The following is a 21,444-nucleotide window of genomic DNA, read 5'->3' as shown; positions in this document are numbered from 1 at the left end:
TGGGACAACCTATCGTTTCCCACTTTATTTTATCCATTAAACAGTTCGTTCTGTATGACCCATCCGTTTAGCTAATGGCAGCCAACACAATAAAACCAGTATGGATGTTAAAAACATTAAAAGCCCAAGGCTAAACTGCCCATCCTGTGGTAACAATGCAGAGATCCATGTTGCAACCCCTGAACCTACATTTTGCAATCCCCCTACCAGCGCTCCGGCAGCACCCGCTAAATAAGGGAATGGCTCCATTGCCCCCGTTGTTGCTAAAGGAAATAGCATCCCTGCACCAAAGAAAAAGACGGCGGCTGGCACCAACAATGTCCATGTATTCATAATACCAAACCAACTTGGTAGCCACATCATGATACCTGCCAGCAGGCAAATTAATACGGCGTGCCACATCAGGTGATAAAAGGTTTTTCCTTCACGCCCTGCATACCAAGCACCAAAAAAAGCGGCAGGGATCGGCAGAATAAATAAAATGCTCACGGTGATACTACTTAACCCCAAAACTCCCCCCATTAATACACCGCTACTCGACTCAAACACGGCTATCCCTGCTAACGCGCCTATCAGCATTGCTAAATACGATAAAAATGAGCCGTTTGATAATAGCGCTCGGTATGAATCAACCATTCTGTGTTTTTCAGGCGAAACTGGGCGGGTTTCAGGTAGCCAACGGTACATACTTAATAACACTGATGCACCTAAGATAAACAGGAAAATATAACAGGCATGCCACCCCCAAAAATGGGCTAATATACCACCAAACATGGGTGCCAATAATGGGCTAACTAATACCCCCATATTTAATAAACTATTTGCATAGCGCAACGCAGTGCCTTTATATAAATCACGCGGCATAGTCCTCGCCATCACACCAGCTACGCCAGTACCTAGCCCCTGTAAACCGCTGGCAACTGTTAATGTCGTCAAGGTTGGAGCAAAAATCGCCAAGATGGTGGAAAATAAGAAAATTGTCAAACCGAACAAAATAACAGGTCGGCGGCCAATTTGGTCGGACAACGGACCATACAATAACTGTGAAAAACCATAAGAAAATAAATAAGCGGCCATTACCTGCTGAACAGCCCCGGAAGGCTCATTAAAATACACCGCTATTTCAGCTATCACAGGGACATAAATAGTTTGTGTCATTTGGCCGACAGCCGCTAATGCAATTAACATTAATAACAGATTGAAATGTTCCAGCTTTCTCATTTTTCTCTCAAATATATCAAAACCCCGGATAGACAATCCGGACACACAATAACGCTGTATTATTTAAAAATAATACAGCGACTATTTAGACATTAAATTATCAATATTTAATTGTTGTTCTGCGCTTTAAACCTGCTTCAGGTAAATAGCAAACAACAGATTTTGTCCTACTGTGATTAAGATAACAAAAATTACCCTTTATTCGTAGTAGCAGTACATTTTAGTTTATTTAACAATGGCAGTAATATTCGCCAACACTGTCAAGATAACTGTACATTGAAATTGAAAATAAGCCATATTTAAGAATAAATCACTGGGACACATTATCGATAAGCATAAATAGTGAACTGATTTAGTATTAAATCCTAATGATCCATTCCCTAGCTAATTCATGTAATCAATATGTCGTTTTAGTTAGTTTATTTTGAAATACTAAGAGGTGGAATTTATGGCAAATTGGGTAACTGGGAAAGTCATTGAAGCCAAATTTTGGACTGATGCATTATTTAGCCTTGTCATTGAGGCGCCAATTAAACCTTTTACAGCCGGACAATACGCTAAATTAGCACTGGAAATCGAGGGAGAAAGAGTTCAACGAGCCTATTCCTACGTTAACGCACCGAGCGATAACCGGCTTGAATTTTACTTTGTGATTGTTCCTGGAGGGAAATTAAGCCCACAACTTGCAAAATTAAAGCCTAACGATACCTTACAAATCACGGATGAAGCTGCCGGATTTTTTGTCTTGGATGAAATACCAGAATGCAAAAATTTATGGATGCTTTCAACCGGAACTGCCATCGGGCCGTTTTTATCCATCTTACAAGAAGGTAAAGACTTAGCGCGTTTTGATAATATCATCTTGCTACATGCAGTACGTTTTGCAAAAGATTTAAGCTATTTGCCTCTCATGAAAGCTTTAGAACAACAATTTCATGGGAAAGTTAAGGTTGTCACTGTCGTGAGCCGTGAACAGTGCTCAAACTCTCTCCATGGGCGTGTCCCCGCTCTCATTGAAAGCCATGCGCTAGAGAATGCAGTAGGTGTAACCCTTTCTCCTGATACCTGCCATGTCATGTTATGTGGTAACCCTGAGATGGTAAGAGATACGCGCGAAATGCTGAAAAATAGCCACGGGATGGTTAAGCACCTACGCCGAAAACCCGGCCATATTTCTAGTGAACAATACTGGTAAACAGGCCCAATGGACCCGCAACATTAGCAATCATGTAAAAGTACTACCCTGAGAGATGCTCAGGGTAGTTTTGGCTCCATAGCCTCACGCTATAGATACTCAACGGGTTCTGTTTTCTCACCATACTGATTCGCACTTTCCATTCCTAAAAAAGCGCCGCAATCTAAAACCATGATCATGGTAATTAGCAAAGGTAAAAAACGGCCTATTCCCCATTGCCATATCGGCTCAAATTGGCTGACATCTATCGAAAACAGGGCAAATGCGAGTACGATTAACCCGAACCAGCCCCCTGACTTACCTCGGTCATGTAAACGCTTCACAAAAATCGCTGCTAGGGGATAAAGTAATACAATAAAGAAAACTAAAGAGAATATTTCAGGCAATAAAAATACATTTTGTAATAGTGCAACAGCCGTTATTAAAATAAAAGTGGCGGCAATACCTACCCAAAATGGCCGGCGACCGATACGACCTTTGAAGGAAAAAGCCCATTGTTGTAATGTCATTACCTATAATCCTGATACAATATGAAAACCCAAAGAATGAGTGTCAAAAAAATGCCCCAAACCTTATTTCGTTCTATATACGCCATCATAACCATTTTTGCGCTTAGTGTGCCACAATTGGTCTTGGCTCAGAAAGTGCCAACAATGCCAGATACCGACGTTGAAGTCGCCTATTTAGCTCCTGATGCCCCTTCTTTTGACCTCACCATTCCTAAATTGCGCAATCAATTTAACCAAACTTATAAAGATTTATATCTTCACGAATATAAAGTGATTGCCAGCCAAGACATTTCCGCACCTTATATTCGGGCAGCTTCTCGTATAAACCAATACATATACTCATCCGCGGTTTTAGAGCGTGGAAGCGAAAAAATTAAGAGCTTACAAATTACGCTACTCCCCGCAGAAAATAGCCAAGAAGCACAAGCAAACCAACAGTTAATGGAACGCTATACCATCGCAATTATCCACCAATTTGCCCCCGATGTCCCACTTGATAAAGCTCCTGAACTCACTGAGGCATTAAATAAAATTATGGCAGACAAAAACACAAACCGGGCTGAAGAAGCTCGCTTCGGGGTATTGAGGTATATTTTAGTAAAAAGTGACAATAATGTGCTTACTTTTGCTGTTGAACCGATTAAGCTAGAACAACAAACGCCCTAAACGGGTAGTGATCACGCTCTCAGAATAAGCATGATAAAAAGCAAAGCTATTATCATCTATTGTTCTTATAATACGAAAGGTGAATGGCGACAAAACTGTCACGTTGCGCGTACAACATCAGCGCGTAATGAATAACTTATTGATTAATCATTCAAACTCTCTGGTTGGAGGAAACAACATGCGACATCCATTGGTAATGGGTAACTGGAAACTAAACGGCAGCACCCATATGGTCAATGACCTGATCGCAGGTCTGCGTAATGAACTTAGCAGCGTTGATGGCTGCGATGTAGCAATTGCGCCACCAGCAATCTACCTGACTCAAGCTAAACATGCATTGGCAGGTAGCCGTATTGCATTAGGTGCACAGAACGTTGACGTTAACCTGTCTGGCGCATTCACAGGCGAAACATCTGCTGAAATGCTGAAAGATGTCGGTGCCAAGTACATTATTATTGGTCACTCAGAGCGCCGTACCTATCACAATGAAAGTGATGAATTTGTTGCTAAAAAATTCGCTGTATTAAAAGAACAAGGTTTAATCCCAGTTCTGTGCATTGGTGAAACAGAAGCAGAAAATGAAGCAGGTAAAACTGAAGAAGTCTGTGCTCGCCAAATCGATGCTGTACTGAATTCATTAGGCGCAGAAGCATTCGAAGGTGCAGTAATTGCTTATGAACCAATTTGGGCTATCGGTACTGGTAAATCCGCAACTCCAGCCCAAGCACAAGCAATTCATAAGTTTATCCGTACTCATATTGCGAAAAAAGATGCTGCAATTGCTGAGCAAGTGATCATCCAATACGGTGGTTCTGTGAATGCAAGTAATGCTGCTGAGTTATTTACTCAACCAGATATCGACGGCGCTTTAGTTGGTGGTGCATCACTAAAAGCTGACGCATTTGCAGTCATTGTAAAAGCAGCAGCTGAAGCGAAAAAAACTAAATAACCTTATTAGGTTATTCATGTTTATTCTTAACCGCCATTTATTGGCGGTTTTTTATTAGATAATAGTTATATTTAATGGAATATATTAAATACTTTCTAATACTTTTTGTTCACATAATAAAATATAGCTTTAGATTTAAAACCTGAAGTTATTTAAATTTAAAATAATTAAAATTAATCTTCAAATTAATTAATAAACAAATGATTAAGAAAAACCAGAGAGCATAATTAAGACAACATTCAAATATAAACAAAGTAAAAATAAAACCATTAAAATCAATTGACTATATAGACTTACTCTTTTCCATTACAAATATCATTCCTCATAAATCAAATAATAACAGTAGACTAAAAATAAAATATAATTCAGATTTATCCAACTTAAAAAATCAACAATGATTATTCATCTCATCATAAAGGATAAATATGAAATATATAGTTAGTCTAATTTATAGCATCATAATTATATTCCCGACTATTTGCTTTTCTGAAAAAAACCAGGATGCTTGGCATATAAAAACCAATGTTTATCTAGAAATAGAAGAATATCGCGGTCAACGTGATGCATTCAACAATAAAGTCTACGATAAAATCAGCACTGTTGGGAAATTAAAGCTAACCAATCCCGCATCAGACTGGCATTTTGCTCTAGAACACAGGGAATCATTAAGAAACCATGGGCGTAATTTTAGCCCATCTCGGGACGCTTATATTCGCAACCGAACCCAATTTGATATCACAAAGAAATTGGTTAAATCAAAACAATCTGATCTCGACCTTAGCTTCCGCTATCGTAAAGAATCCAATGACTCTGCTCCAGGCACCAAAGCTCGCTCATCAAATCGCTTATATGCATTAACGCCATCAGGTAACTATTATTTTAACGATAATTTGTCATTTAATTTTTGGCTTTCTTATCTTTACTATAGTAACTATTTTAATTCCAATAGTTATGAAGCAGAAACAGAATATGGTATCACTTATCAACATTCCGATGCATTGAAAGCCAAACTAACCGTTTATATAGATAAACTATGGGATAACAGTTTCAGTGACCGGTTTATACAGTCACAGCTTCGGGCATATTTTCCCATTACTCTTAATGACAATTGGCAGTTTACAGCTTACTTTCGCTACTATTTAAGCGAACACACTTATGATGAAAACCATTACTTAACGCAAAAAGCTAAAAATGGTTTCCGAATTGGTGCTGATGTGGAATACCATGTTACTCCCTCATTAACGTTATGGGGAGGTGCCGCTTACGAACCCACTACATGGCAATATTCTAAAAAGAATGACATCACCTCTGGCGATAATAATAAACAAGTACTCTATCTTGGAAAAATTGGGGTAAAATATACTTGGTAACCCTTAATTCATAGGGCTTAGTTATTTTTTATAGAAAAATAAGCCACGTTGCTTTTATATGTGGCTTTAATATTTTTGCTTGCCATTTACTAATTTTATAAAATTAAATCAAATAAAAACCAAATTGTCCGATGAAACAATAAAGCATAAACAAGATACAAAGATATATATACTATTTAACCATATTTAAGGCTTAGGTCACACAACGAAATAATCCCAAAATGAAATTATTCCAGGTAATAATAAACTATTCCGGGATAATTATTGTTTAATATCATACAAATGAATCTGCTATATCTAAGTCACTATTTCCTCGCTATTCCCATTACCTTAAAATGAAGAATAGTATCAACTGTGATTTTTCTCACATCATAAATAAATTTTGGCACTTATTATTCCTCGAAAAATAACCTAGAGAAAATAATATGAAAAAGCTTACCTTACTGGCTGCATGCCTTTTCAGTGCATGGTCAATCGCCGACCCAATGACACAAGCCCAGCTCAATGATTTATGGAAAAATAAACAAAAATCAGCTGAAGAAATCGTTAATAACATGTCTGAAGCAGAAAAAATCGGCCAGTTATTTATGTTGGATTTCAGATATTGGAATAACGATAGCAATGGTGACCCAGCCCCATTCCTTGCTATGAATGATGAAGTCTCTAAAGTGATCAACCAATACCATTTAGGGTCTGTTATTTTATTCCGTGAAAACTTAATAGATACACCACAAACCGTTGAACTTATTAATCAATTACAATCATCTCGTAGTAATTTACCCTTATTTATCGGTACCGACCAAGAAGGCGGATATGTAACACGCTTGAGAGTTGGGACTGAAATGCCGGGAAATATGGCCTTAGGCGCGACTCGTAACCCCGCACTTGCTGAACTGACAGGGATGATCCACGGATATGAGTTATCTAGCCTTGGGTTTAACATCAACTTTGGCCCTGTCGTTGATATTAATAACAACCAAAATAACCCTGTGATTGGTGTCCGCTCATATTCTGATGATAAAAACCTAGTTGAAACATTGTCCACCAGCTATATAAAAGGGATACATAAATATAACCTACTGACTTCTATTAAACATTTCCCAGGACATGGTAATGTTTCCGCCGATTCCCACGTTGATTTACCTGTGGTGAATTCTGATACAAAAACGTGGCATTCTACTGAACTCGCCCCATTTAAATATGCTTTAGCACATGGTGCAGATGCGGTCATGACCGCTCATATTATTGTCCCTGCCCTTGATGACCATAAAATCACAACGTTGGCGGGGAAAAAAGTTGGCACCCCAGCAACCTTATCCAAACCTATTTTACACGGTATCTTACGCGATGAGCTAAAGTATGATGGGCTAATTATCACTGATGCAATGGACATGGGGGCAATAGCTGACAACTTTGACATTAATTGGGCCGTCGAAACATCACTGTTAGCGGGTTCCGATATTGTATTAATGCCAATAAAGATGTGGGATACAGAAGCAATTACACGCCTAGATAACATGTATCGTTACTTAGAAACACAAGCGGCGAAAAACCCTGAGTTAAAAAAACGTATTGATGAGTCGGCAAAACGAGTCGTCTTGAAAAAACTTCAACAAGAAATTACGGCGCAGCCTATTAACCTCACTGAGGCTAAACAAATTGTAGCGTCTAAAAGCCATAAAGACCTAGAAAATATGGTTTCTGAACAAGCAATTACATTAATTAAGAATGATAATATTCTGCCCTACCAGCTAAAACCTCAAAACCGTATCTTAGTTATTTCTGATGAAAAACCACGTAATGCGTTAATCCAGAAACAGTTAAGTGATATTGCGGAAGAAACAGACGTAATCATTAATAGCAGCGACAATGTAATAAAACTAAATGAAAATACGCTATCAAAAAGCGAGGCTAGAGATATCGTTAAAAAACAAGATTTAATTTTACTGACAACCTATAACCTGAAAGATACCCCAACAAATGCTCAGCTAATTATTGATGCTGCTAATAACGCAAATATACCGCTTGTTGTTATTTCTTCACGTAATCCATATGACATTGCCTATTTAAATGATGTTAAAGCTAACATTGCTATTTATGGGATCACTGGCTTCGATGTGACTAATAATAACCGCAATTCGTTGGAAACTAATATCCGTAGCGGGCTACGTACGCTGTTTGCTAACCGCGCTGCACAACCTCTAAACCCACCTCAAGGGTTGCTCCCCGTCAATATCAAAAACCCACAAGGGGACAAAATCCTATTCCCTTATGGTCATGGTGAAAACTACCACACCACATATTAATTCTTATTAACAAATTAGCCTTTATACCTCCACGGTATAAAGGCTAGATACTCACGCCCGTCATAACGGCACTAAAAATAAAAAACACATAAAAAATAAAGGGTTAAAATGAAAACTTCACTGAATGGTTTATTTCTTACCGCACTATCTGGGCTAACAGCATCTGCTTTTGCGACAGAGCCAGTAAACAATGATTATTGGCGAATATCTTCTAACGTATATATGGAACTCGAAAAATTTGAAGGCCACCATAATACTAATGATCGCAAAGTTTTTGATAAAACCAGCATGATAGGCCAGCTATTTTTAGTTAACCCAGAGTCAAAATGGAGCTTTTTCCTTGAGCACAAGGAATCATTACGTAGCTATAACCACGACTTTTCAACTTCAAAAGATTCGTTTATTCGTAACCGCACACAAATTGGTGCAACGCGAAAAATGTATTCAAGTGATATTGGGCAGTTCAACTTAAATGTAACTTACCGAAAAGAATCAAATGATTCTGCACCGGGTACACAAGCACGCCCATCGAATACCATGTTTTGGTTAATGCCTAGTGGAACCTATAATTTTAACGACAAATGGGCATTTAACTTCTGGGATGCGATATACCACTACGATAATTTCCATGCAGCGAATAGTTATGAGTGGGAGTCTGAACACGGTTTAGTCTATAAAATCAATGATTCTGCAACCGCAAAAGTCTATATGTATACCGACTGGACATGGGATAAAGACTTCAATAAGACGTGGGAACAAAACCAAATTCGCGGCTACTTCCCAATAACACTCAACCAAGATTGGAGCGTTATGCCCTATTTTCGCTACTATTTAAATGAACATAACTATGATAGTAACAAACGTACAACGCAAAAAGTGAAGGATGGCTATCGCGTCGGGACTCAAGTTTTCTATAACTTAACACCAAAACTCACTCTTTGGGGTGGCTTCGCCGTTGAGCCAAGCACTTGGGAAAACCCTAAAAATGCAGGGATCACCTCTGGAAGCAACAACCGCCAAACCTTCTATCTTGGCCAATTAGGTGTGAAATATCAGTGGCAATAAATTAACCTCATTCCTAGTCTGCCCCTCACAGGCTAGGAATGATATCCCACTGATTATTAGTTAGACTCAAAATAGTTCGCGCTAAGCTCCCCTAGATGCATACACCAGTGGTTAATCAACGTAGCCAACAGCACTACAGTGTGAAATATAAAACGTATTAACGCTGAATAATTTCATCAAACACCCCACCATTGGCAAAATGCGTGCTTTGTGCCGCCTGCCATCCGCCAAAGCTTTCATCGACGGTCAGCAATTTAAGCTCAGGAAACTGCTGACGATATTTTTTAGCAACTTCACTATTTCGTGGGCGATAATAGTTTTTCGCAGCGATTTCCTGCCCTTGTAAGGAATATAAATGGGCTAAATAAGCTTCAGCAACAACTCTGCGGTCTCGTTTATCAACGGTTTTATCCACCACAGCGACTGTTGGTTCAGCTAAAATAGAAATGCTGGGTGTCACTATTTCAAACTGGCCATTTTCCCCTAATTCATTGATAGCGAGTAACGCTTCATTTTCCCAAGCTATCAATACATCACCGATCCCACGCTCAACAAAGCTATTCGTTGCACCACGAGCGCCGGAGTCTAATACTTCAACATTTTGATAGAGCCGCTTTACAAATTGCTTTGCTTTTTCAGAGTCTTGTTGGTTTTTATCTAAGGCATAGCCCCATGCGGCTAAATAATTCCAACGAGCCCCCCCAGATGTTTTCGGGTTAGGCGTCACCACAGAAACATCCGGACGAATTAAATCATCCCAATCTTGGATATTTTTGGGGTTATCTTTGCGGACTAAAAAAACAATAGTCGATGTATAAGGAGCTGAGTTATCAGGAAGTTTTTTGGCCCAGTCTTTATCAATACGGCCACTTTGCGCGATAGCATCCACATCATAAGCTAATGCCAATGTCACCACATCTGCTTCTAAGCCATTCATCACCGATATCGCTTGCTTACCTGACCCACCATGAGATTGGCGAACAGTCACACTATCACCGGTTTTATTTTTCCAATAATCGCTAAACTCCTGATTATATTGTTGATAAAACTCTCGGGTTGGATCATAAGATACATTCAACAACTGAATATTTTTCGCCCAAGTGCCTGTAGTTAATACTAATAGCAACGCTGCTGCCAATCGAGACTTTGTCACCTGCCATGAATGCGTCATCTTTTACCCCATCAAGTTTTAGATAAGGAAGAGGCTGACAGATAGAATCAATTACGAGAAATAATTAAAAAGAAAAACTTATGCGTATGGGGAATATGTAGAATAAAAAACAAGCGGGTCGCAACAAGACTACAAAACGAATATTAACTCAACAACCTAGCTGTCTAGGGCGAAAAATAGCATCAAACCTGCACAGTAGAAACCAACCATGCAGGAGAGATTTGCAATTACAGAGGGATTAATACAATTTTTTCGCTGTATCGAACCAGTCTTTCTTGAAGACCCTTTTCATATTCATTACAGCATCAATAATATCATGGTGTACTAATTTCTCATTTTGGATACCAACACAACGCCCGCCATAGCCTTCAAGCAGCAACTGTATTGAATAAGCCCCCATGCGAGAAGCTAAAATACGGTCATAAGCCACTGGGGAGCCACCGCGCTGAATATGGCCAAGAACCGTCGCACGTGTTTCGTGATGCGTCTCTTGTTCAATATATTTTGCTAATTCACCAACATCACAAACGTGCTCAGTGATAGCCACAATCGCATGGCGTTTGCCTTTTTCGATGCCGCGTTTAATCTCTGATAACAGCTCTTCACGGTCAAATGCCATTTCCTGTTCTGGTAATACCAAAAACTCACAACCGCCGGCAATGGCTGCGGATAGCGTTAAGTCACCACAATAGCGCCCCATCACTTCAACAATAGAAATACGTTTATGGGATGTTGAGGTATCACGTAGGCGGTCAATCGCTTCAACAACGGTTTCAAGCGCAGTAAAATAACCGATAGTGTAATCCGTACCCGCGACATCATTGTCGATTGTCCCCGGCAGGCCAATACATGGGAAACCAGCTTCTGTCAGTGACTTAGCCCCTAAATATGAACCATCACCACCGATAACCACTAATGCATCTATATGGTTTTTCTTCAGATTTTCAAACGCAACAGCGCGCACTTTTTCATCACGGAATTGTGGGAAACGTGCTGAACCTAAAAAAGTACCACCACGGTTAATCATATCCGACACACTGTATCGGTCTAATTGTTTCATTCGGTTTTCATACAACCCGAGGTACCCATCAAAGATACCCATGACCTCTAAGCCTTCGCCTAACGCTGCGCGTACCACGCCGCGGATCGCTGCATTCATGCCCGGTGCGTCACCACCACTCGTTAAAACCCCAATTCTTTTAATCTGCTTGACCATGATGACCTCTGATTAATGAATATAAAATTGCAAATCTATAAACTCATTGAGTTACTTAATTTTTTCGTGCTAACTGCGTTTAACTACAAAGCTGAATTGATTCACCTAGCGAATAATACGGCAAATAGGTGATTATGCCTCTGCTTTCCATCAAGCTTTTATGCTTTATTGTGATCTAGTTTACATAATTCTAGCTGATGACCCCAATAGGTAAATATTTCAGCACTAAATAAATGTAATGCCCTAGACTAACCAGCTATAGCCCTAAATCGCATCTTAGTTTGAAATAAAAATTAAGTATTGATGATAACACTTAAATTCATCCTATGCTGTATCTGTCAAACAAAAGAAAAGCACCTTACGGTGCTTTTGAATGAACGAACAAAAACGAAAACGAAATACCTTTATGTATAGTAATATCGCGTTAAATGGAAAAAAATTGGAGCAGCAAAACACAGTGAGTCAATTCTATCTAACATCCCCCCATGCCCCTCAATAATAGCGCCGAAATCTTTAATTCCGCTATCCCGCTTAATCGCTGACATGCATAAACCACCAACAAACCCCATAATCGTGATCGCTAATGACATCAGCCCGGCAACCCACCAGCTAAAAGGTGTCACCCAATAAAGGGATATCCCGATCAACACAGAAGATAAAATGCCACCGACAAAACCTTCTATCGTCTTGTTTGGGCTTAGTTTTGGCACAATAGGGTGCTTACCCATCAGTTTGCCAAATACATATTGAAGCACGTCAGAAATCTGCGTCACGATGATCAGGAAAAGTAATAATTTTGCATTTTCCCCTTCATAACCTTCAATATTTAACATCAACAAAGCAGGAACATGGCTTAAACAGAAAACAGCGACTAGCATTCCCCATTGAATTTTAGCGGTACGTTCAAGAAAATGAAAAGTATCCCCAGCTAAGGCAATTCGGGTCGGTAAAAACAAAAAGACAAAAACAGGAATAAAAATCGAAAATAACCCATACCATTCAATACCAACAAGCAAGTATTGCAACGGAATGAACACGAAGAAGCACCAAAATAGGGCTTCATGGTCACTTCTACGTGTTGGCGTTAACGTAATAAACTCTCTTAGTGCGAAGAATGATATCAAGGCAAATAAGATCACCACACCAATATTACCTAACACAACGGCAAGCACACAGATAATGCACATAACCCACCATGCACGTATACGCGCATTTAAGTTATCAATGGTTGGGTTACTTTTCTCACCAGAGTAGCGATAAGCTAAAATGCCGCCGATCACACTCGCAAACACTAATATACCAAATACACCAGATAATAATAAAACGAGCTCACTGTCCCAAATACTCATGGCATCAACTCCTCAAGTGCTGCTTTTGCACGTTGCAAAAACACCGTTTTATTTTCATTTTCCATTAGAGGTGCCAATGGCTGACCCACCATTGCAGAACAAATTATTGGAACAACAAGTTTGGTGCCTTTAGGTAATACCCGATTTAAGTTTTCCAAATACACGGGAACCACTTCAACGTCAGGATATTTTTTCGCAAGGTGATAAAGGCCGCTTTTAAATTGGCTCAACGTTTCGCCATCACCCCTTGTCCCTTCAGGAAATAAAATCAAAGAATGCTTAGCATCCAATACCGACTCAAGCGGTTGCAAAATAGCATTTTGTGCAGGTTTGTCCCCTTTTCTTTCCACCAATACTGCACGAAATACTTTATTAACAAGATAGCGGCGAAAAGGTGTTTTATCCCAATAGTCCTTCGCCGCTACAGGGTGAACAAAATGGCGCATAAGAGGGGGTAAACCAGACCAAATAACTAGGCCATCAAGGTGGCTTGAGTGGTTTGCATAATAAATACGGGGGGTCATTGATGGCTGGCAGCCCACCCAACGAGTGCGAACGCCTGTTAATAAACGACAAGTTCCCGATAACAACATGCCCATTCCCTTCGCGAGAAGAGAAATTTTCTGCACTTTTTCCATCTTTTTTCCTTGCTAGCGTTTTATCACAAGTAAAACTGCAAAATTACGAAAAAAACTGAATATCGTTAATTGGTTAAGATAGAGAGTCAATAACAAGAGTACAACGGGGTAAGTTCTGATTTATATCATCAAATAATATAAGGACAGCGATACTAAGACAAACAGCAGGGAATAACAAAGGTGTAGCGGCATGTATTTACGCCGCTACACTGAGTAGACAAAATTAATAATTATTTTTTGTCGGCCGCAATACGGTCACGAATATTTTGCGCACGTTCGCTTGATGGTGGGTGAGAGTCAAACATACTTGTCTCTTGGCTACCCATTTTGGCTAGTTTTTCAAAACCAGTCACTAAACCTTCCGTCTTAATGCCACGTTTTTTCAGCAGGTCATAAGAGAAGTTATCTGCTTGGCTTTCTTGGTGTTGAGAGAACTGAGAATTAACCAGTTTTTCACCTAGAGCAGCCAATTGAGATGCACTTAATTGTTCTGCAACGCCACCCACTGATGCCGCTGCTGTACGTGCTGCTACGGCACCGTATGCAACTTGCATAGCTTTACGTGTATGACCTAATGCAACGTGGCCCATTTCATGGCCTAAAACGCCTTCGACTTCGTTATCATTCATAACATCCATCAAGCCGCTATATACACGGACACAGCCATTTGCCATCGCCCACGCATTCACATCGCTAGTCAGATAAACTTTATAATTTACTGGAGTACCGTCAACTTCATTACCCAGTGCTTTTGCGATTTTATCTAAACGTTTAGCGTATTTGCTAGAAGCAGGAGCAATTTTGTTTTGTGCATCCATCTCTTTACAAGATTGATCGCTTAGCTGTTTAACATCTGAATCACTCAATGTTGCTGCTTGGAATAACTGCATACCAGAGTTAGTCAGCATCCCTTGGTCTAAGTTTTTACAGCCCGTTAAGATGACAGCAGAAACAGCGACCGCCACAAGTGCCTTCATTTTCATAGAACATTTTTCCTTTAGAATATATAAGTATTATATTTTTTAGTAATGCTAAAGCCTATAAATTCTGCGGAAAATAACAATAGGAATAAAGCCATAATTATTCAATATATGAATTTGATAATGTTTTTATTAAAATTGCAAATTTGTCAGAACATTGTTCTGACAAATAACACTTTAAACATTTAATTCACAGAAAATATGCGAATATAGAGTCATCATAAATTGCAACTACCTAATAAATAACTCAATTATACAAAAATCACTTTCCTTATTTTGTTCAAGACTAAAATTCAAGACCCGCTCATTCCCTTTAACCAATAAGGTTTCAGATTGATTTAAATAAACGTTTTCTAAATTGATTTCCATATTTAAACTATGGCTATTATTAAATATTAAAATTTCGTTGGCATCACTATGCCAAGAATTAGCTGACGTTGAATTAACCCATTGTAACCGAGCGGCATATTTTTCAGGGTTATAAATCAAGTTAAAATCACGAATGGGGCCGTTAATTAGTTCGGCATGTACGTCACTTTCACCATAAAAAGCAAAGAATGATTTAGATTTCAGTGCAACTGGCGCATTATTATCGACATGTAAAATAAGCCCATCCCCCTCTAGTACACCAATGATACGCTGCCGCCCCATAAAATGAGAAAATGGCCCCGCCGTTTTTACATCAGCAATCGACACTCGCCAATCAAAGTCATCTAAACCCTCACCATGACTACGAGCCACTTCAAGGGTTGAACCTTGGCCATTTTTCCAAGGCATATTGCGATAATCTTGTGTTGTTAATATCTGAATCATAAGGTGAACCCTGCTTTTGATGGATACGTTATTTTATCATAGCGACCCTAATTGAATTGCTAACTATAGCTAACAACTATAAATCAAAAGCGAGTGTTGCGATAAAAAAAAAGCCCCTAACAGGGGCTATAAAAGACAGGGATGGTGTCTATGGCAAGGAAAAACTTCACTTATTGCTACTTCACTACTTACATAAAAACTCAAAATATAAAACTAACTAACTTGCATTACTACGATACTTACTGAAACTGCATCGCTTGGTATTCAGCCATCTTGTGTTGGTGAATTTGCTCAAGTTCTGCTTTCTGTTCTGGCGTTAACAACTGGTATAATTCATGATGAATTCGTGCCATTTCAACACGTTGTTCCAGTTCTCTTTGCATTCGTTTTTCAAGTTGCTCGCGAACCGCTTTGCCATCAAAGCTATCCGCTATAATTAATTTGTGCAGTGCTTCACGTTCACGAATGGAAGCCGTGTTATCAACATGATAATGACGCTGCGTTGCCATTAAATCACGTAATTGCTGACGTTGTTTCTCATTTAACGTGATACCATTAAACATAAAGGTGCTGGCGCGTTCTTCACTGCTAAACATTTCATGATGCTGAAATGGCACAACGGCATGGCCTGTTGATGAAGTTTGCTCAGATTGCATTTGTAGCATCAAAGGTGCCGAACTTTCATTTGCCGCACTTTGCGAAACTTCTGCAAAAGCAACTGTTGGGCCAAACACAAATGCAGAAGCTAAAACTAACATTGCGGTTTTATGTACTGTATTATGTACTTTGCTATGTGTTGTTCTCAGCATTTGGTTCCTTGTCTATGAACTGTGCTCGTGATTCAATGTGAATGAATATACACCTGTGGCTGCAAACTAGCGTCAGAGCATGTAAAAGAACGTAAAGTGATGGAATCGTAAAGATTGTTATCGTATTTTGGCAGTTGGAGGACATATAAAATGCATAAAATCCTATTAGTTGATGACGACCGTGAACTCACGTCGCTATTAAAAGAACTGCTAGAAATGGAAGGCTTCAATGTTGTCATCGCTTATGATGGTGAACAAGCATTACAACAAATTGACTCATCCATTGATCTACTCTTACTTGATGTCATGATGCCGAAAAAAAATGGTATTGAGACATTAAAAGAACTGCGTCAAATACACCAAACGCCGGTGATCATGTTAACTGCCCGCGGCAGTGAACTAGATAAAGTACTGGGCTTAGAATTAGGTGCAGACGATTACTTACCAAAACCATTCAATGACCGCGAACTGGTTGCCCGCATTCGTGCTTTATTACGTCGCTCAAACTGGAGCGAACAAACGCAAGGCGACAACAGCAATACCCCTGTCTTGCAAGTTGATAAGCTGCAGCTTAACCCTGGTCGCCAAGAAGCTAGCTTTGATAACGAAATTTTGGACTTAACAGGGACTGAATTTACTTTGTTATATCTGCTTGCACAGCATTTAGGCCAAGTAGTGTCTCGTGAGCATCTTAGCCAAGAAGTTCTCGGGAAACGCTTAACACCGTTTGACCGTGCAATCGATATGCATATTTCAAACCTACGTCGTAAACTTCCTGAACGTACTGATGGCCAGCCATGGTTTAAAACCCTGCGCGGTCGAGGGTACTTAATGGTTTCTGCCACATGATCAACAGCTTAACCGCCAGGATCTTTGCGATTTTCTGGTTCACCCTCGCACTAGTATTAATGCTAGTGCTGATGGTGCCCAAGCTCGATTCTCGGCAAATCACCGTCCTTATGGAAAGTGAACAACGCCAAGGGGAAATGCTTGAGCAGCATATAGAAGCAGAACTTGCGCAAGCTCCAATGAATGACTTACTTTGGTGGCGTCGCATCTCTAATGCCATCAAAAAATGGGCACCGCCTGGGCAACGGTTGATTATCGTCACCAGCGAAGGTCGTGTTATCGGTGCAATGCCAAGTGAAATGCAAGTTATTCGTAACTTCATTGGGCAATCAGATAACGCCGATCACCCCAAAAAGAAAAAATACGGTCGCGCTGAAATTTTAGGGCCTTTTTCTATCCGTGATGGAGAAGACCACTATCAACTGTACTTAGTTCGCCCATCTAGCAGCCCGCAATCTGACTTTATTAACTTATTATTTGATAGGCCATTCTTATTACTGATTGCCACAATGCTAATCAGTGCTCCGCTCTTATTATGGCTATCTTGGAGCCTCGCACGCCCTGCCCGTAAATTAAAAATGGCGGCAGATGACGTTGCCAAAGGGAACTTGCGGCCCCACCCTGAACTGGAAGCCGGTCCACAAGAGTTCCTTTCTGCGGGGAACAGCTTTAACCAGATGATCAGCGCTCTTGATGGCATGGTTAGTGCTCAACAACGTTTAATTTCTGATATCTCCCATGAATTACGCACTCCGCTGACACGGTTACAATTGGCAACCGCATTACTGCGTCGTCGCCATGGTGAAAGTAAAGAACTTGAACGCATCGAAACAGAAACGCACCGTTTGGACAGCATGATCAATGACTTGCTTGTTCTGTCCCGTAGCCAGCACAAAAACGAAATCCTCCGTGAAAACATCAAGGCAGATGAACTTTGGGGTGATATTTTAGATGACGCAAGTTTCGAAGCGGAACAAATGAACAAAACGCTTGATGTAACTTCTCATCCAGGCCCTTGGCCGTTGTACTGTAACCCTTCCGCAGTGGGTAGTGCATTTGAAAATATCGTGCGTAATGCTTTGCGTTACTCAAACACCCATATTGCTGTTGATTTTAAAGAAGAAAACAACGGTATTCTGATCACTGTAGATGATGACGGCCCCGGTGTTAGCCCTGCTGACCGTGAACATATTTTCCGCCCGTTCTACCGCACGGATGAAGCTAGGGACAGGGAAACTGGTGGTACTGGGTTAGGCCTTGCTATTGTTGAAACAGCCATAACACAACACAAAGGTTGGGTGAAAGCCGATGATAGCCCACTTGGTGGTTTAAGGTTACAAATTTGGTTACCTGAACACGGCCGTTAACCTAACGCTTAGTTTGAACCTTAAAGCCTTCTATTTTAAATAGAGGGCTTTTTTATTCCTACTCACAAAGCATGTACTCAAAAACTATTATGGAATATTCTTATATTGGATGCAAAAGCAACAATCCCTAAACACGCCACCAATATAAAATGCCTTTTATCTAAAAAAATACAGAAATGAAAGAATATTATTGAGAAATAAGGAAAATTTTAGAGATATAAAATCGCAGTAATGTATATCGCTATATATCTTAATGTGTTATTACTTCCTATGCCTAATATATTAATCTGATATTCTATTTTACGTGATTTACGCGTGGTGTTTAATAGAGCGGCAAGAAGGCACAGAAGCCCAACTCGCTTCAAATTAAGATACTTATAATATGTGCTGATACTAATCACGTTTTAAATCGATTTAATTTATTGGTTCTTATTTATTAACCTGTTCAATATTAGGCGAACTCAACTTCAAATGGATTTATCAATGAAAAAATTCAAGCTCACCAAGCTGGCTATGCTTGCTGTACTGAGTGCCATAAGTACACACAGCATTGCGGGGGGATTAGTACTACCGGATAACAATTTACGTAGTGATTTGGCTTGGCTTTCAGAGCGTAACGTTATTCAGATTAGTTTATCAACTTGGCCACTATCCCAAGAAGAAATTACACGTTCTTTAAATAATGCGAATATTACTAACAGCGAACAAGAAGCGATTATTCAACGTATTAAAAAGAACCTAAACCGCACTAAAAACAGTGTTCAGTTGGAAACGCACTTTGCATCTAGCCACAATTCTATGCCGCAAGGCTTTGCACAAAGCGAATATAGCGACATCCGTTATACCGTTTCCGGCAACTATAGCACTGACGATGTAGATTTAAACCTCACCGCCAACGGTGAACGCGCCCTGCGTGTTGAAAACGGTTCAGACTATAACCTGAATGGCTCTTATGGTGGCGTAAAAATTTGGAACCAGTGGGTCACCTTTGGTGAGATCCCTCAATGGTGGGGGCCGGGTCATGATGGTAGCTTAATTCGTACCGATGCCGCTCGCCCTGTCACGGGCTTTTTGCTGCAACGTGCTGACCAAAGCCCATTTGAAACCCCATGGCTTTCTTGGATTGGTTCATGGCAATATCAATTAACCGCTGGGCAAATTAAGCAATACTCTTCCCAACCCAATACCAAACTGATTGGTTTGCGTATGACCATGAACCCTACTGATTTCTTTGAACTCGGCGGTTCACGCGTCGTGATGTGGGGAGGCGATGGCCGCCCTAACAATTGGAACTCGTTCTGGAACGCTATGGGTGGTAGGGATAATACTGGCGACTATAATGATGACCCCGGTAACCAATTAGCTGGTTTAGACTTTAAACTAAAACTTTACCCATTAATTGACCTCCCTGTCAGCGTTTACGGGCAAATGGTCGGTGAAGATGAAGCTAACCTTTTCCCATCGAAAAATGCCTTTATGGGCGGTATTGAGGGCTACCACACCCTATGGGGCCAACCATTAAATTGGTACATTGAAGGCGCCAATACCCATACAGAGTGGGATAAAGACGGCGTAATGTACCGCCACTTTATTTATAAAAATGGTTATTACCAACAAGGTGCATCACTGGGCCACGCGATGGGCGGTGACGGCCGTATGCTCACCACCAAAGTGGAATATACCCTTGATGATGATAACCGTGTTAGCACCCGCCTAATGTATGCGAAGGTGAATAAATCTAATTTCGATGGTAACAAACTGTTCCCTAAATCAGAAACTATCAAAGGTGCAGACTTAGGTTGGTGGCATAACTTTGAGAATGATATCAGCACAGATGCCAAAGTGTGGGTTTCTAAAACAGATTATGAAACTCGTAATGACCTAGGTGCCGCTGTTACGGTAAACGTGCCGTTTAAATGGTAAAACACACCTATTTCGCGTAACTTTCTTTTAAACGGGTTATGTTTTATACATAACCCGTTTTTTATATGTTAAATATTTCTATTTTCAAACAAATATACATTAACTTCTTAGATGTTATCTAACCATTCAGTTAATTAATATAATCAATTACCCATACTATTCATCTGTTAACACTCTTAATTCGGATAATTTTAGATATATTTCCATTGTAAATTAATTTGTTACATATCGAAAGCAATGATATATAAGGAGTAACCTAACTAAAATATTTAATCGTGCTCAGAATGTGATAATGGAATTATAACCTGATAATTTAAAATAACTTATTCAATGGATACGCTTATTAGGACTATTCTCTAAGGCTATCACAGTGATAGTCACTATATATATTTAGTGGTATTATTAGGCGCTTTTACTTGACCGGACAGGGCTCGAAGCATACCCTTGGTCGGTCAAAAAACGATAAGCAGTGCTTATCAATTGAACAGGTTAGCAAAAAATGTAACGTTTTCAATTGATAAGTATGCACTTACAATTTCAATGGTGCTCTGGGACCCGACAACCCAGTGCGGTAGCTATGGGTTTTATCTTATTAGAAGGACACTCTTTGTTATCATTTATAATAAGAAAGATTAAAATTAAATACCTAGGCAGAATTAAATATGCTAGAGGCTTAGGTGTATCTGTTGGCGACAATTGTAGAATTTATATCGATAATTGGGGCACAGAACCCCACTTAATAGAAATAGGAAATAATGTAACTATAACCAGTGAAACCGTTATTTTAACTCACGATGGTTCGACGTGCTTAATTAAAGATATAAATGGTCAACGCTATTTCAATTTTGCAAAAGTTAAAATAGGGAATAATGTATTCATTGGATACCGTAGTATTATTCTTCCTGGAGTAACCATTGGTGACAATGTTATTATAGCTGCTGGTAGTGTAGTAACTAAACCTATACCAAATGACTGTGTTTATGCTGGTAACCCTGCTAAGTACATAAAATCATTTCAAGAATACACCAATAAAGTAAAAAGCAAATAA

The 21,444-nt window shown here is 39.7% G+C and carries 19 protein-coding genes; 10 read left to right on the top strand and 9 right to left on the bottom strand.

Features of this window, described 5'->3' with window-relative positions; translation table 11 throughout:
• Positions 1–36: 36 nt before the first annotated feature.
• Entirely contained in the window at positions 37–1,221 is a 1,185-nt protein-coding gene (gene emrD, locus ACHB7C_RS14955; protein WP_048605741.1) for a multidrug efflux MFS transporter EmrD, read from the bottom strand.
• 448 nt (positions 1,222–1,669) lie between these two features.
• On the opposite strand from emrD, the gene fpr reads away from it, so the two are divergent.
• Positions 1,670–2,416, top strand: coding sequence for a ferredoxin--NADP(+) reductase (gene fpr, locus ACHB7C_RS14950; RefSeq protein WP_042846681.1), 747 nt, complete (start codon positions 1,670–1,672; stop codon positions 2,414–2,416).
• A gap of 89 nt (positions 2,417–2,505) precedes the next feature.
• Here the strand turns inward: fpr and ACHB7C_RS14945 are convergent, their stop codons facing one another.
• Positions 2,506–2,925, bottom strand: coding sequence for a DUF805 domain-containing protein (locus ACHB7C_RS14945; RefSeq protein ID WP_042846682.1), 420 nt, complete (start codon positions 2,923–2,925; stop codon positions 2,506–2,508).
• A gap of 36 nt (positions 2,926–2,961) precedes the next feature.
• Here ACHB7C_RS14945 and ACHB7C_RS14940 point away from each other — a divergent pair, with 36 nt between their 5' ends.
• The 5 genes from ACHB7C_RS14940 to ACHB7C_RS14920 all read left to right on the top strand — a co-directional run bounded on the left by ACHB7C_RS14940 (position 2,962) and on the right by ACHB7C_RS14920 (position 9,281).
• A complete protein-coding gene (locus ACHB7C_RS14940) occupies positions 2,962–3,591 on the top strand; it encodes a DUF1454 family protein (RefSeq protein WP_181468839.1) in 630 nt (209 codons plus the stop codon).
• Positions 3,592–3,769: 178 nt separating this feature from the next.
• The gene (gene tpiA / locus ACHB7C_RS14935; protein WP_042846683.1) at positions 3,770–4,540 is read left to right on the top strand and encodes a triose-phosphate isomerase; all 771 of its coding nucleotides are present in this window, start codon (positions 3,770–3,772) and stop codon (positions 4,538–4,540) included.
• Positions 4,541–4,965: 425 nt separating this feature from the next.
• On the top strand, positions 4,966–5,910 hold the full coding sequence (locus ACHB7C_RS14930) for an OmpG family monomeric porin (RefSeq protein WP_395347751.1): 945 nt from the start codon (positions 4,966–4,968) through the stop codon (positions 5,908–5,910).
• 425 nt (positions 5,911–6,335) lie between these two features.
• On the top strand, positions 6,336–8,216 hold the full coding sequence (locus tag ACHB7C_RS14925) for a glycoside hydrolase family 3 protein (protein WP_042846685.1): 1,881 nt from the start codon (positions 6,336–6,338) through the stop codon (positions 8,214–8,216).
• A 108-nt stretch (positions 8,217–8,324) separates the two neighbouring features.
• Complete coding sequence (locus tag ACHB7C_RS14920) at positions 8,325–9,281, top strand: OmpG family monomeric porin (protein WP_395347748.1); 957 nt, start codon at positions 8,325–8,327, stop codon at positions 9,279–9,281.
• Positions 9,282–9,438: 157 nt separating this feature from the next.
• Here ACHB7C_RS14920 and ACHB7C_RS14915 read toward each other — a convergent pair whose 3' ends face one another.
• The 7 genes from ACHB7C_RS14915 to ACHB7C_RS14885 all read right to left on the bottom strand — a co-directional run bounded on the left by ACHB7C_RS14915 (position 9,439) and on the right by ACHB7C_RS14885 (position 16,257).
• Complete coding sequence (locus ACHB7C_RS14915; protein ID WP_042846687.1) at positions 9,439–10,452, bottom strand: sulfate ABC transporter substrate-binding protein; 1,014 nt, start codon at positions 10,450–10,452, stop codon at positions 9,439–9,441.
• Between the two features lie 238 nt (positions 10,453–10,690).
• Positions 10,691–11,668 (bottom strand): 6-phosphofructokinase, encoded by a 978-nt coding sequence (gene pfkA, locus ACHB7C_RS14910; protein ID WP_042846688.1) that lies wholly within the window; start codon positions 11,666–11,668, stop codon positions 10,691–10,693.
• Positions 11,669–12,072: 404 nt separating this feature from the next.
• Positions 12,073–13,017: a phosphatidate cytidylyltransferase gene (locus ACHB7C_RS14905; RefSeq protein WP_042846689.1), complete on the bottom strand. Its 945-nt coding sequence runs from the start codon at positions 13,015–13,017 to the stop codon at positions 12,073–12,075.
• The gene (locus ACHB7C_RS14900; RefSeq protein WP_042846690.1) at positions 13,014–13,655 is read right to left on the bottom strand and encodes a 1-acyl-sn-glycerol-3-phosphate acyltransferase; all 642 of its coding nucleotides are present in this window, start codon (positions 13,653–13,655) and stop codon (positions 13,014–13,016) included. The genes ACHB7C_RS14905 and ACHB7C_RS14900 overlap by 4 nt, the downstream gene beginning before the upstream one ends.
• Before the next feature lie 230 nt (positions 13,656–13,885).
• Positions 13,886–14,638, bottom strand: coding sequence for a M48 family metallopeptidase (locus ACHB7C_RS14895; RefSeq protein ID WP_048605737.1), 753 nt, complete (start codon positions 14,636–14,638; stop codon positions 13,886–13,888).
• A gap of 228 nt (positions 14,639–14,866) precedes the next feature.
• Positions 14,867–15,448 carry a HutD family protein gene (locus tag ACHB7C_RS14890; protein WP_042846692.1) on the bottom strand — a complete coding sequence of 194 codons (582 nt, stop codon included), beginning with the start codon at positions 15,446–15,448 and terminating at the stop codon, positions 14,867–14,869.
• A gap of 239 nt (positions 15,449–15,687) precedes the next feature.
• Complete coding sequence (locus ACHB7C_RS14885) at positions 15,688–16,257, bottom strand: Spy/CpxP family protein refolding chaperone (protein WP_048605735.1); 570 nt, start codon at positions 16,255–16,257, stop codon at positions 15,688–15,690.
• 150 nt (positions 16,258–16,407) lie between these two features.
• Here ACHB7C_RS14885 and cpxR point away from each other — a divergent pair, with 150 nt between their 5' ends.
• From cpxR to ACHB7C_RS14865, 4 genes are all read left to right on the top strand, one after another.
• Positions 16,408–17,106 (top strand): envelope stress response regulator transcription factor CpxR, encoded by a 699-nt coding sequence (gene cpxR, locus ACHB7C_RS14880; protein ID WP_042846693.1) that lies wholly within the window; start codon positions 16,408–16,410, stop codon positions 17,104–17,106.
• Positions 17,103–18,473, top strand: coding sequence for an envelope stress sensor histidine kinase CpxA (cpxA, locus tag ACHB7C_RS14875; protein WP_042846694.1), 1,371 nt, complete (start codon positions 17,103–17,105; stop codon positions 18,471–18,473). The genes cpxR and cpxA overlap by 4 nt, the downstream gene beginning before the upstream one ends.
• 483 nt (positions 18,474–18,956) lie before the next feature.
• Positions 18,957–20,396, top strand: a complete 1,440-nt coding sequence (locus ACHB7C_RS14870; RefSeq protein ID WP_129467178.1) for a capsule assembly Wzi family protein — start codon at positions 18,957–18,959, stop codon at positions 20,394–20,396.
• Between the two features lie 577 nt (positions 20,397–20,973).
• On the top strand, positions 20,974–21,444 hold the full coding sequence (locus ACHB7C_RS14865) for an acyltransferase (protein ID WP_395347743.1): 471 nt from the start codon (positions 20,974–20,976) through the stop codon (positions 21,442–21,444).

Origin of the sequence: Providencia sp. 2024EL-00732, from assembly GCF_044006275.1 — a bacterium.
Classification (GTDB): Bacteria; Pseudomonadota; Gammaproteobacteria; order Enterobacterales; family Enterobacteriaceae; genus Providencia; species Providencia huashanensis.
This window is presented reverse-complemented; position numbering and strand designations above follow the sequence as displayed.

Excerpts from the sequence above, each read along its gene's own strand:
- emrD (WP_048605741.1), bottom strand. The coding sequence starts at position 1,221 with ATGAGAAAGCTGGAACATTTCAATCTGTTATTAATGTTAATTGCATTA.
- fpr (WP_042846681.1), top strand. The coding sequence starts at position 1,670 with ATGGCAAATTGGGTAACTGGGAAAGTCATTGAAGCCAAATTTTGGACT.
- ACHB7C_RS14945 (WP_042846682.1), bottom strand. The coding sequence starts at position 2,925 with ATGACATTACAACAATGGGCTTTTTCCTTCAAAGGTCGTATCGGTCGC.
- ACHB7C_RS14940 (WP_181468839.1), top strand. The coding sequence starts at position 2,962 with ATGAGTGTCAAAAAAATGCCCCAAACCTTATTTCGTTCTATATACGCC.
- tpiA (WP_042846683.1), top strand. The coding sequence starts at position 3,770 with ATGCGACATCCATTGGTAATGGGTAACTGGAAACTAAACGGCAGCACC.
- ACHB7C_RS14930 (WP_395347751.1), top strand. The coding sequence starts at position 4,966 with ATGAAATATATAGTTAGTCTAATTTATAGCATCATAATTATATTCCCG.
- ACHB7C_RS14925 (WP_042846685.1), top strand. The coding sequence starts at position 6,336 with ATGAAAAAGCTTACCTTACTGGCTGCATGCCTTTTCAGTGCATGGTCA.
- ACHB7C_RS14920 (WP_395347748.1), top strand. The coding sequence starts at position 8,325 with ATGAAAACTTCACTGAATGGTTTATTTCTTACCGCACTATCTGGGCTA.
- ACHB7C_RS14915 (WP_042846687.1), bottom strand. The coding sequence starts at position 10,452 with ATGACGCATTCATGGCAGGTGACAAAGTCTCGATTGGCAGCAGCGTTG.
- pfkA (WP_042846688.1), bottom strand. The coding sequence starts at position 11,668 with ATGGTCAAGCAGATTAAAAGAATTGGGGTTTTAACGAGTGGTGGTGAC.
- ACHB7C_RS14905 (WP_042846689.1), bottom strand. The coding sequence starts at position 13,017 with ATGAGTATTTGGGACAGTGAGCTCGTTTTATTATTATCTGGTGTATTT.
- ACHB7C_RS14900 (WP_042846690.1), bottom strand. The coding sequence starts at position 13,655 with ATGGAAAAAGTGCAGAAAATTTCTCTTCTCGCGAAGGGAATGGGCATG.
- ACHB7C_RS14895 (WP_048605737.1), bottom strand. The coding sequence starts at position 14,638 with ATGAAAATGAAGGCACTTGTGGCGGTCGCTGTTTCTGCTGTCATCTTA.
- ACHB7C_RS14890 (WP_042846692.1), bottom strand. The coding sequence starts at position 15,448 with ATGATTCAGATATTAACAACACAAGATTATCGCAATATGCCTTGGAAA.
- ACHB7C_RS14885 (WP_048605735.1), bottom strand. The coding sequence starts at position 16,257 with ATGCTGAGAACAACACATAGCAAAGTACATAATACAGTACATAAAACC.
- cpxR (WP_042846693.1), top strand. The coding sequence starts at position 16,408 with ATGCATAAAATCCTATTAGTTGATGACGACCGTGAACTCACGTCGCTA.
- cpxA (WP_042846694.1), top strand. The coding sequence starts at position 17,103 with ATGATCAACAGCTTAACCGCCAGGATCTTTGCGATTTTCTGGTTCACC.
- ACHB7C_RS14870 (WP_129467178.1), top strand. The coding sequence starts at position 18,957 with ATGAAAAAATTCAAGCTCACCAAGCTGGCTATGCTTGCTGTACTGAGT.
- ACHB7C_RS14865 (WP_395347743.1), top strand. The coding sequence starts at position 20,974 with ATGGGTTTTATCTTATTAGAAGGACACTCTTTGTTATCATTTATAATA.